Source organism: Parabacteroides sp. CT06 (assembly GCF_002257605.1).
Classification (GTDB): Bacteria; Bacteroidota; Bacteroidia; order Bacteroidales; family Tannerellaceae; genus Parabacteroides; species Parabacteroides distasonis.
This window is the reverse complement of the sequence record NZ_CP022754.1, coordinates 3,634,636-3,647,481: the sequence shown is the minus strand read 5'-3', so window position 1 is coordinate 3,647,481 and position 12,846 is coordinate 3,634,636. Positions and strand designations below refer to the sequence as shown.

Annotated in this window: 6 protein-coding genes; all 6 read left to right on the top strand. The window is 46.5% G+C overall.

The window, feature by feature from the left end; genetic code table 11:
- Nucleotides 1–15 precede the first annotated feature (15 nt).
- The 6 genes from CI960_RS16160 to CI960_RS16135 all read left to right on the top strand — a co-directional run bounded on the left by CI960_RS16160 (nt 16) and on the right by CI960_RS16135 (nt 12,845).
- Nucleotides 16–1,635, top strand: a complete 1,620-nt coding sequence (locus tag CI960_RS16160; protein ID WP_227211402.1) for a hypothetical protein — start codon at nt 16–18, stop codon at nt 1,633–1,635.
- Between the two features lie 10 nt (nt 1,636–1,645).
- Entirely contained in the window at nt 1,646–6,322 is a 4,677-nt protein-coding gene (locus CI960_RS16155) for a hypothetical protein (protein ID WP_008781093.1), read from the top strand.
- Nucleotides 6,323–6,342: 20 nt separating this feature from the next.
- A complete protein-coding gene (locus CI960_RS16150; RefSeq protein ID WP_008778569.1) occupies nt 6,343–7,596 on the top strand; it encodes a hypothetical protein in 1,254 nt (417 codons plus the stop codon).
- Nucleotides 7,597–7,842: 246 nt separating this feature from the next.
- The gene (locus CI960_RS16145; protein ID WP_008778568.1) at nt 7,843–10,218 is read left to right on the top strand and encodes a hybrid sensor histidine kinase/response regulator; all 2,376 of its coding nucleotides are present in this window, start codon (nt 7,843–7,845) and stop codon (nt 10,216–10,218) included.
- The gene (locus CI960_RS16140; protein WP_034528045.1) at nt 10,163–11,467 is read left to right on the top strand and encodes a sigma-54 dependent transcriptional regulator; all 1,305 of its coding nucleotides are present in this window, start codon (nt 10,163–10,165) and stop codon (nt 11,465–11,467) included. Before CI960_RS16145 ends, CI960_RS16140 begins: the two co-directional genes overlap by 56 nt.
- Before the next feature lie 238 nt (nt 11,468–11,705).
- Entirely contained in the window at nt 11,706–12,845 is a 1,140-nt protein-coding gene (locus CI960_RS16135; RefSeq protein WP_094582489.1) for an IS481 family transposase, read from the top strand.
- The last annotated feature ends 1 nt before the right edge of the window (nt 12,846 follow it).

Below are 12,846 nucleotides of genomic sequence, written 5' to 3'. Positions count from 1 at the left end.
AATGGAATCGTATATATGAAAAAGGTTGTGGGGTTGTTAGCCGGCTTATGCCTTTGTGCCGGATGCGAAAATGAGATACCGGAGCCTACGGCATCGGTGGTTTCGGCTGGTAAGTTCGTGGTGGATTACACGACCGCGGCTGGTGCCGCCACGCGTGTGATCCATGAAAACCAGCCGAAAGGGGTACGTATCAACTCGCTTACTTACCTGCTGTATAGTGAGGAGGGGACGTTGGAGAAGCGGAGGGAAATCCCCGGGTTGGATACCGACGGGGAGAGTTGGCCGTTGAGACGCGAGAATATGTCGTGGGAGCAACGGGAGGCTTTGAAAGACACCTTGTCGCAGGGTGAGACCTATCATGCGGTCTTTGTGGCCAATATCGATTCCGCCGTTTGCGGGTGGACAGGTGCGGACGGTCAGCCGTGGTCTCCCCTGCGAGAGACCGGGACGTACGAGACGGTTTATTTGCAAATGCCCTTCCAGCCGTTCAATGACCGGAATATGTTTTATGTTTTCACGCGGGACATCTTGTCGACGGATCAAGGTGCCGATCGGGAGAATCCTTACAATTGTCCGGTCGTGTTGCGGCGTGCGGTGACCCGTACCGACTTCTGGTTTGAGAAACTTCCTGATTGGGAAGAAAAGACAGAGGGGGGGGATACGGAAATATCCGGTTATCCGGCTACCTGCTTGTTACCGGAAGATATAAAGAACTATTTTCAATCGGATTTCTATGCTTTTGTCTTGTCGAAATATAAAGATGAGTTAAGCCAGCCGGTGGTTGATAAGACGGTTGACTTTTTGGATGCTTTGAAGCGGTATTTTTCCGAACAGATTCTGAATCCGGATTTGAAAGATAAATACACAAAATATATTGGGCGTTTATCTGAAATAGAAGGGCAAATTCAGGGCGAAGGCAAATCCGACTTTTTAGATCAAATCAATTCGGACATGGCTGAAGGCGGTGTTTTATCAAACTTCCAAACCCATTTGGTTAATACGCTGTTGAATAAACTTGAACATAATACAACCGTCCGTAGTCTGTTTGACCAATCTGCAAAAAGAAAATCGGGAACATGGGCAACGATTGTTTACGAGGGACAATCCGGAGTGGATAAATATTATTTGTCAGGAAAGGCTCCGGAGGCAGGTCTGACAGAAAGCCTGCGTATGAAAGCGGATACGACCGTGATGCGGAAGAGCGTTTCTTATCTTGCTTTCAATTGGGTCGGATTGGCGGATCCGGAAAAGAATAAGATTTCCGGGGTCAGTTGGTATCCTACGGCTGAAGCTACGAATTCGGACTTCTCGCTTACCCTTAACCCGTCTATTTCGACCGGACAGGGAGTGAATGAGAAATATTCCGTGTTCTATCGCCCGATGAACGAACTGAATTTGAAAACCGATTGGGAGAAGCAAGTTAAAACGACAACAATCGTCTGTGATTTGGAAAAGGCATTGCCTTTTAAGGAAGAAGATGTGGAACTGATTACCGATATTAAAAAACTTTTGTCTGAAGACAAAATAAAAGACTATTCCGGTTCGCTGAAAGAGATGTCTTTGGTAATAACTTATCCGGATATATCCAAAAGCGAGGTGTTGGAGATTAAAGAGATATGGGAAATAAGTAAATAATAAAAAGTCTATGCGCACGATTAGTCGATATATAAAAAGAGGTGTTTTCCTGCTTTTCCTGTTGGTATCGTTTGTGAATATACAAGGGCAAACCGGAAATCAACCGGTTAAGGTTACCAAGCGTAGGGCGTTGGTAGGCCCTTATTGCATGGTGAACCGAATCTCGTCAGTAGCCAATGTGGCGACCAACTATAGTCATTTGGAGTATATAACCGATTCGGACTTGAACAACTATGCTTCGATAACCGGTATTAAGGTCGATGCGCTGCTATCGCCTGTTTTGAGTGTTAAGGATACGAAAAACACATACAAGGGGGGAACGACTGCCGGTTTCAGCTTGGCGTCGACTGAGAGTGGAGGACTTTTGTCGCTGGAGGTGATCCAGTTGTTTTCTATTACGACTTATTTAAATGGCAAAGAACAGGAGACCATAGCGGTGGGAGGAGCGTCTTCCGGTGGGGTCGGTTTGGACTTGATAAAGATTCCGGGTTCTGATGCTGTCTCTGTAGATGTCTGTGTAAAAACGACGAAAGACTTTGATGAGATTTATTTGATGCAAGGAGGCTTACATGTAGAGGCTATTAATCAGCTAAGCATCAGGTATGCGTTTGTCGGGGATCCGAAAGAAGTGCTTTTGACTTATGATGGAGTAGAAACATACGGGATAGAATTAGGGTTAGGTGAAAAAGGCATACAAATCGACTATGACAAGTGCGACGGCATGCCTTGGCCGGTAAAAGACAAACCCCTAAGGGAGGATACTTTTCATGACAAACTGTTCGATTCAGATACAACCAACTATTTGGGGACAGGAGGGTTGGCTATTGGAGAATGGTTTCATGCGCAGATTGGTACAACTTACGAGTTTCCTGCCGGTACGGAAGTGGGGTTTAAATATTTTAATAAAGGACTCCTGGATTTGTCACTCGGAAGTTTTGTGACCATTACATTATATGATAAGAACAACAAAGAGGTTCAAACGGAAACTTTATCGGCCGGCATATTGAAGTTAGGAGTTGTCACTACGGGAGAGATCACATCAGCCATCACATCCAAGGTTCCTTTTTATTCTGCCCGGCTGACTGTTGGAGCCGGTGCGTTAAGTGTGAACCTAGGCGGGGTGGGTATCTATTATGGTTTTGTCAGGGAGAAACCGGAAATAGACCATCACTGCCCGATCCAGCCCAGTCTGAGCGCTACGGTTTGCGATAACGTAACGACTTACGAATTGAGGAGCAACCCGGATGTGAAGGTGAAGTGGAAATTGACGAATTTTGAGTTTTTCTCAGGAGAAGATCCGCGCGATCCTCAAGAGGTGATGAATAACGTTCAGATCGGAGAAACGGCAAATGGCGTTACCAAAGTAACGGGATTAACCGTCGAGGGCGTGTACACATTCAAGGCTACGGCGGTAGATTGTACCGCTGAACCCCCATGTTCGGAAACTGTCACTTTGACAAAAGGAGTCCGTCCGCCTAGTTCGTCTTGTGGAACCCCTGTTTTTAACGCAGATGGAAATGAGAAATATGAGCTTTCGACAAGTACGTATGGTGTAACCGGAGGCCTGATCAGTATTAGCGATATCAAGGATAAGACCAATATATTGGATGGGAATTTTGATAATTACGCATCCTATGTGAGTGGTTTGAGCGTGGCAAGCAACTTGGGTATCATAGGTATAAAGACGGTAGGTGGAGAATCGTTCGATTTAGGAATTGAGGGTGATAAACGTGTCGGTTTTATCGTAGAGAATGCCTCTACTTTTTTGGATGCCGATGTCTTGCAGTTCTTGCGAATACGGCTATTCAGGAATGGCGAGGTCGTGTATGAGAATGTAATCGACGAGTCCAACGTGGTCGGGGTTGGCTTGATAGGCAGCGAGCAATCTCAAAAGATACGGTATAGCGTAAAGGTTCCTGCGAGTGTGGATTTTGATGAATTCCAATTGTGGACTTCCGGCGTGTTGAATTTGGGTTTGAACACGTTGCGTATTTATTATGGCTTTATGGAATCGGCCGATGATGATTGTTCGGACCCGCTAAAGAATGGTTGTGCCCTGGCCGTTTCTACGGAGGAGACGAATGCTTCCCTGTCTTTACAAATACCGTTTCAAACTGTTTCCGTTGCCGGGACATTGGTCAATGGTGATCTTTTGTTGGATGGTGATATGAATACTGCGTTGACCTATACGCCTGCCGTTGGTGTAGGGACAGGTCTTGTCTTATGCGTGAAATTAGGACGTACCATGGATAAGACCCAGCAACTGGGGCTTGCCTTGGATAGCAAGACGTTTGTGCTTGGAGCCGGTGTCGGTTCCTGGATAACGGTTTCGACTTATCTGAACGGCCAAGAGACCGGGGAGAAGTTCTCGGACTGGAATACTGTCGGGTTGGACGTGATAGGCTATGGTGACAGGCGATATCTTATCTCGCAACCGACATTGCCTTATGATGAGGTACGTATTGCTTTTGCGGCCGTTGTAAGCGCATTGGAAGGGTATAATCTGTACGGCCTCTTTTTCCGTAGCGACATAGATGGCGACGGGCTGCCTGATTGTATGGATCCGGAAAGTTGCGCGGGTGGTTTGGCGAATTTGCGAACGACTCCGCATATTTGCGAAGGGGAAAAGGTCGTGCTGTATGGGCAAGCGAAATTTGAGGAAGAAGAGGAAAAGGACTATAAGATGTCCATCTTTAAGAAAGCGGATGATATTCATACGGCAGAACCGGTATTTTCTAAAACTTTTACCATCCATAAAGGGATTTTCCAACAAGAAATATGGGAGGCAACAGAGGCCGGAGAGTATAAACTAATCATTTATGACAAGGATGATGAAAATGCAGAGTTCGTATTGTCTGAATTGTACTTTACTGTCCATCCGCTTGAAACAACTTGGTTAGAAAATGTGACTGGCACTGACTGGAATGCCTGGGAAAATTGGTCGAAGGGCTCGCCTTGGACATGTACCAATGTGATTATTCCTGAATCCGCACAAGCTTATCCGATTCTGGAAGCGGATGCGTCAAACGGCTGTAACTATATTCATTTTGAACCGAACGCTGAGGTGAAAAACACACATCATCTGGATTATAAAAAGGCATGGGTGGATATTGAACTGTCTCCCAACCGATATTATATGGTGGCAGCTCCGTTGAAAAGAATCTATTCGGGAGACTGGTTTGTCGCTGCCAATGGAATACAACTGCCGGACACATTCACCTCGTTGACTGCGAATAACTATCCAGAAAACCGGGTCACGCCTACTATTTATCAACGTATCTGGGATGCGGCTTACATGGAGCAGTTGATCAATTCAAGCAATCGCCCGTTTGTAAAACCGGGAGATAAAGTAGATATAGCCGTGACCGGCTGGACTAAACCTTTCAATTGGCTGGCTACACCCTATGACAAGAATACGTTGGATGGGCAAGAATTTGATTTCAATGCCTTGTCGGTGTGGGTACATCCGTTGAAGCCATCCGAGAAGGAAGAAGGTGATAACGGCCAAACGTATACTTTCCGTTTCCCGAAGGAGCATACGGAATATCATTATTATGATGAGAAGGGAACTCAATTAAGCGTAGGCGTGCGGATAAATGACAGGAATAATTCCGGACGTTTTATCTATGAGCAGGAAGACGGGAAAGCCACCTTCCCGGTTGTCATGCGATTTAAGAATGGCTCTTTTAATAACAATACGTTCTTGGTCGGCAATCCGTTCATGACTCATATCGATGTAAAGAAATTCTTGGAGCGGAATGAGCATATTGCTTCCGTTAAAATATATGATGGACAAAATGGAACAGCCAACTCGCTGATCCATAACTTGGATGGTGATGGTATCTTGGAAGCAAGGCCGGGTAATGGTGGTGATGGCTTACGGGCTATCGCCCCGACGCAGTCTTTTTTTGTGACTTGCGAAGAGCGGATGGTGGAGTCGTGTACCATTACCTTTACTGAAGACATGTTAGAGACACAACCGGAACTGCAACAGGCAAATCGGTTGTCGAGGAAACAAAGCGCTTCCGTGGCAAGCCGGTCGGTACGCTTGATGGCATCAGCCGATAACTGCCAATCCGGCGCTTTGGTGTATTTTTCCCAAAAAGCGAATGATCATTACCGGGAGAACGAGGACGCGGAAGTCCTGTTGGAAAATGAGATAAACCCGACAATCGCCTTGTTTACCATAGCAGAGCAACGTGCGCTGGATATTCAGCAACGTGCGAATGGCGGAGAGATACCTCTCGGTATATATTTAGCCAAGCCAGCGGATGTCAACTTGTCGATAACGATTCCCGAAAGCTATTCCGGTTGGATCTTGAAAGATTTGGACAACAACCGGATTCATCCCTTGCTTGCCGGAAAAGAAAATAAGATTGAGCTGGGACGGCTGACAACCAACATAGGGCGTTTTTGTTTGAAAGGAGAATCGATCGCGACAAGTAACGGAGTAATTGCCGCGACACAACCAAAAGTATTCTGTTATCGGGATGAAAGCGGCGGTCAGGTTATTGTGCGTTCGACCGAGGGGCTTATGCGGCGCTGTGATGTTTTTACGATTGATGGAAGGATGTCCGGCCGGGTACAATCGGAGTCAGCCGAATACCGTCTGCCGATCGCTAAAGGGGCTTATGTGGTAAAGGTCTATTTGCGGGATGGAACCAGTGCTGTTGTAAAGGTATTTTGAACCAGTAAAATTAAGATACGATGAAGCGGATATTATATATGATAAGTCTTTTATGTTTAGGCTTGTTAAGTACAGGTTGCGATTCGGAAGAACAACCGGGGGAGGAGGAAAAGAGAACCGTTGAGGTGCCGGTGGAGTTTAACTTTACTTCCAGTGGTAACGAACTGACCACCCGAACGAATCCGGTAGGGCCGGGGAACCCCGGTGAAACCAATACCCGCCCGATTTACGTGGATCGAGTAAAAGTATATATTTATCAGCGTCCGGCCGACCAAACATACGAGACTGACAGGGAGGGCTTTTTAAGAGCCAATGAGTTGGTATTACCTGCCCATCGGACCGGGAATGCAGGCGCTGATGGACAACCTCGTTTCACGGCGACAGGAAAAATTCCCTTGGAGAGTGAGTATGAATACAGAATGACGGCCGTGGCTTATTCGGAAGAACAAGGAGAAAAGCGGTTGTTTGAGTTGAACGACTCCTATTTTAATCATGCGGAAATAACGTTGCTAGACAAAGATGAATATAAAACCCCGGAACTGTTTTTTGGTAATGTCGTTTATCAGGATACGGATACCGTCTTTCGTTATGATAGCAAGAACCCAAAGAAATTGACCGGTTGGTTGTATCGAGGGGTTGCCGGGATAGAACTGAACTTAGAGAATGTAGCGCCTGAAGTCAAACGAATTGATCTGCTTGCTGATTCCATTAATACCCGGGTAAAGGCACGGCTGTACGATGATTTCCGTTCGGCTTATGATATGAAAAGGAATGGACGTTTTGAACATTTTGTAATCGGTTCATGGGAAAGGAATATCGCAGATGTGAAGAATAATAATATACAAATAATAGGCTCGAATCTATTGGCGGTATGCACCTCCCTTAGTTTGCGCATAACGATAGACAAGGATGGAAAAGAGGAACAAGTCGTTTGCCGTTTACAAGTAAGAGAGAAAAAGGAAGATGGCGATGTTGACACAGACGAGAATGGAGGTACAGGAGGCAGTGCAAACGCTCAATTACGCTCCATCCCGGGTGATGCCGGGAATGGGACCGGGATTATCCCGGGAGGTGAGGAGACACCAGTGGATCCCGAAAATCCGGACTCGGGCAAGAACCCGTTTCAAATCTGTTTTAAGCGGAATCAGTACTATAAGATACTTGGCGATTATGAAAAATTGACAACAATGGAGTACGTACTTCAGGTAACCGTCAATCCCAATTGGGATGGTGATGTTTATTTACCCTTGGATAAGAGTGATGATAGTAATTGATATATTTCCAAGCGAAAAAATTGAGAGGCTTTAAGAGATGAAGAATGACCCTATACATGATCTGAACTTTTATGTACACGTAAAATCAGGTCATAAGTAAATTCTCTATCAAAAGATAGGGAATTTACGAGGCAACGGCCTGCTTGGGAAAGTAGACGTTGCCTTTATTTTTTGTGACGAATGATCTTGTGAATATTAAAAACTGATAAAATCTATTTGCGTATTAAAAAAAATAAAAATCTATTTATGGTAGCAAGGAAAGCTTCATTACAGCATAAGGTTCTTTTAGGGTATATGATATTGATCATGGCTGTTTGCGGTATGGTTTCCATCTTGTTATACGAACGGAGCCGCATGCGTGAAATAAAAACGGAAACATCGGAGATACGCAGGATACGCCATGACATCAGTACGGCGCATCGCTATATCACGGAGCTTGCCACCTATGGAGAGTCCGTCATAGTCTGGGAGGATACCGATTTTCGTGAGTATCGCAGAAAACGCTTGCAAACGGACAGCTTGTTACAAATATTGAAAGTGAGTTGTGGCACGTTCGTCCTGCCAAAGCAGATAGACTCCCTATGCCATTTATTGGAAGCCAAGGAGGTACACCTGCTCCGCATTATGGAGACCATTACCAGACAGGGGGAAGCGGACAGTCTACTCGCAAATCGTCTGCCTGTTGTTATCAGGGAAGCGGTTCGTACCCGGACAGTCACTCAAAAGAAAAAAGGGATTGCCGGTTGGTTCGGTGGAAAAAGGAGCGTACAGGTCTTCGAGCCATCGAAAGGACTGCAAGATTTGAATGAGAAGCTGATCGCCATGCAAGAGGAACGTGAACGCCGGATAGACATTTATACCGACAGTCTGCGCATACAGAATAAGGCCTTGAACCGGAAGTTGCAAATACTCATCACCCATCTTGACGGACAAGCGCAGGCGGCGTTCATCAGTCGTGAGGAAAAAATCACGGAAGCCGGAGATTTTTCTTTCAAGCTGTTTGTCTTGGTAATCGTCTCCGCTTCCTCCTTGCTATTCATCTCGTTCCTGATCATACGGCATGACATCAGGAAAGAAAGGGAAGGGCGGGCACAGCTCCAAAGGATAAACCGTGAGAACGAGGAACTGCTCGGTATGCGTAAACAGATCATCCTGACCATCTCTCACGATATACGGGGACCATTGGGTAATATCAACAACTGCGTGGAGCTGGCCTCGGAAACCCGTGAAAAGAAAAAACGGGAAGGCTATCTGGAGAACATCCGCCATTCCTGCCGCCATATACTGAATCTGGTGAACAACCTGATGGATGTTTATAAGATCAATGAGACCAAGGATACCCGTAACGAGGTTCCTTTCCGTCTAAACAACTTGCTTGACAACATATCGAAGGAATATGCCCGCAAGGCGGGTGGCCGGGCCTTGCTGTTCGAGCACCGGCATAAGAATGTCGGCGATATTACAGTGAGAGGAGATGCGGACAAATTGGAACAAATATTGGACAATCTGCTGACAAACGCCATCAAGTTCACCCTGTCGGGTACGATCCGTTTCCATACCGAGTATATGGCGGGAAGATTATATGTGGAGGTCGGTGATACCGGTATCGGTATGGATGAGGAGACATTGGAACGTGTCTTCCGTCCGTTCGAGCGTGCGGCGCAGGAGATAAACTCGGAAGGTTTCGGTCTTGGGCTTTTTATCACGAAAGCTCTTGTAAAGGTACTGGACGGAAGCATTGAAGTAGAGAGCCGACCAGGTAAAGGTACAACATTCCGCCTGTCGTTTCCCCTTTCGGAAACGACAGAAGAACCGGAAACAGAGGAGCTTCCGGTACAATCTGCGACGATACTTCCCAAACATGTACTGGTAGTGGACGATGACAGCATCCTTCTGAAAATAACGGAAGACATGCTCGGGCGCAACGGGGTGGAATGCACGACCTGTCAAAATGCAAAAGAAGCCATTCTAGCACTCAACCGCTTGGATTATGATTTGGTATTGACAGATATACAGATGCCCGTGACCGATGGTTTCGGCTTGTTGAGATTACTGCGTAACTCGGATATCGGAAATTCCCGTACCGTTCCGGTCGCTGTCATGACGGCACGGGGGGACGGGGACTCGGGCGTGTATATGAAGTCCGGTTTTTGCGGTTGCATACACAAGCCTTTCTCTTCAAAAGGACTACTGGCCTTTATCTCCTCCGTTACGGAGGGTAGAAGCGCCGGCATGTCCCCGTTCGACTATTCCCGTCTGATGGAAAGTACGGACGACCGTCGTCATATGTTCGGTCTTGTCGCAAAAGAGTCGGAAAAGGATCTTGCCGAACTGGAGGAGGCTTTGAGAAAAACCGACCGGGAAGCCATGCGGAGGATCGTACACCGGATGGCTCCGGTCTGGGAGTTGTTAGGGGCCAACGATGTGCTGTCCGGTTATCGGATGCTCCTGCATGACAGGATCTCGAGCGACGAGACGGTCAGAGAGTACACGATGAGAATTATGAAACAGATACGGTTACTGATAGACGAAGTAAATAATGAATTAAGAAAGAAAAATGATGGGGATGAAAAAAACTTTATTGATCGTGGAGGACAACCTGATTCTTTGCGATATTCTTGAGAGATGGCTACAGAAAGCCGGTTACGGGGTATTGACGGCCATAGATGAGCCTTCGGCACGCCGGAAAATCAAGGGGAATAACGTGGCGCTGGTACTGACAGATGTTCGCCTTCCCGAAGGGGATGGCATCAGCTTACTGGAATGGAGCATCTCCCAAGGGTTACATATCCCTTTTGTGGTGATGACCGAACATGCCTCCATTGCAGATGCGGTGCGTGCCGTCAAATTGGGCGCAAAGGACTACTTGCCCAAGCCTGTCCACGAGGAGTTACTGATGGAACTGTTACGGGGATTGATCGGCCTGCCAGTTTCCGTTCCCCCGAAGAAATCATTAATGAAAAGGCTTAGCGGGGCGGTCCGGGAGACCGAGCGGATAGCTTGTCGTGTGGCTCCTTTGAATTGTTCCGTCATGATCCTTGGACCGAACGGTAGCGGAAAAGAATCTGTCGCACAGCTGATCCAACAGCATAGCGGGCGTAAGGACAAGCCTTTTGTGGCGGTGAACTGTGGTTGTATCCGGGGGGAACTTGCCGCATCTGAGTTCTTCGGCCACGTGCAGGGGGCATTTACCGATGCGAAAAAGGATACTGCCGGCTATTTTGAGACGGCCAAGGGCGGTACGCTCTTCCTTGACGAGATCGGAAACATGCCTCCCGAAATGCAGACACTGCTGCTCAGGGTATTACAGGAAAGAGTGTATTGTCCAGTAGGCAGCCGCAAAGAACTTGAAGCCGATGTACGGATATTGTCGGCCACCAACGAGGATATGGAGCGTGCCATACGGGAGGGACGTTTCCGGGAGGACCTGTACTACCGTCTCGCCGAGTTTGAGATACGCCAGCCCTCTCTCTCCGAATGCCCGGAAGATATATTACCACTGGCTGACTTCTTTCGTGAGCAACATTCAGAAGAGATACGTGTGGAGACCTCCGGTTTTACCGAACAAGCCAAAATCTCCATGCTTTCCCACTCATGGCCGGGCAATGTGCGTGAACTTGACAACCGGATAAGACGTGCTGTCCTGTTGGCGGTATCTCCATTGTTAACCCATAAAGATCTGAATCTTAATGCGACCATCTGTAGGACAGGCGAAAAATGTAAAAAAGGCTTGATGGAAGAAGCAGAAGAGAAAGAACTAATAAGGAAGATTCTGGAAGAATGTGGAGGTAAGATCAGTCGTGTGGCGAGAATGTTGGGAATGAGCCGTCCGACGCTATACAAGAAAATGGAAAGGTATGGGTTGAGATAGCATCTTCATCCGTTTCGTTTATACATAAGCCGGCAGATTCCGTTGGAGAAAGTTTTGCAGCCAAGAAGTTTCCAGCGGGCAGACCGGAATTCTCCCGTCAAGGGGATTCCACCACCATAAGAAAGGGGCAGCAGAAAAAGTTCTGTCTCATCCACCAGATTATACCTGAATTAGTCAAGACTTAATCTGACAGTTACGTATAAAAAGAATAAATTTGTAACAGAAAACAGATTAAGTTATGACAACATCAGAAAAGGTCATCAAGAACAAACTGGGATTGCTTGAACTCTCCCAACAGTTAGGAAACGTATCACGTGCTTGTAAGGTTATGGGCTACAGTCGTGACAGTTTTTATCGTTTCAAAGAGTTGTATGAACAAGGCGGTGAAGTCGCCTTGCAGGAGATTTCTCGCCGTAAGCCTGTCATAAAGAACCGTGTGGAAGAACACATCGAGCAGGCAGTCGTACAGATGGCGATAGACAATCCTGCATTGGGGCAAGTCCGTGTATCCAATGAGCTACGTAAGAAAGGTATTCTTATTTCGCCGGGCGGAGTGCGTTCCATTTGGCTACGGCACGATATGGAGACCTTCCAGAAACGCCTGAAAGCATTGTCAGCCAAAGTGGAACAAGAGGGCATTATCCTTGATGAGAACCAAGTGGCGGCATTGGAAAAAGCAAAAGAAGAAAAGCAGGCTCATGGAGAGATAGAAACTTATTATCCCGGTTTTCTACTTGCCCAAGACACTTATTATGTAGGATATATCAAAGGTGTGGGACACATTTATCAGCAGACCGTCATTGATACTTACTCCAAAATCGGATTTGCCAAGTTGTATGACAGAAAGAATGCGCTTGTTGCTGCCGATATGCTTAACGATAGGGTTATTCCTTTTTTCGAGCAGCATGACTTGAAACTGATGCGTATGCTAACAGATAGAGGAACAGAATACTGCGGAAACAGAGAAAATCATGAGTATGAATTGTATTTGGCTGTGGAAGACATTGATCATTCTAAGATTAAGGCGAAAAGCCCTCAGACAAACGGTATATGTGAGCGATTTAACAGAACCGTGCAGAATGAGTTCTATGCTATTGCATTCAGAAAGAAAATCTATACCTCTATCGAACAGCTGCAAGCAGACCTTGATATGTGGATGAACTCCTACAATACCCAAAGAACACACTCTGGAAAGTACTGTTTCGGGAAAACGCCCATGCAAACTTTTATCGAAGGAATCGCTGTGGCAAGAAAGTATCAACTGCAAAATCAGGAAATGATAAAACCGAATGAGCAGGATAAAATCTCATTCGGTTGTGAGGATGATGAAACTTGTGTAACTTCGCAACAAACATCTGACAGTTTTTTTGTCCGATAGT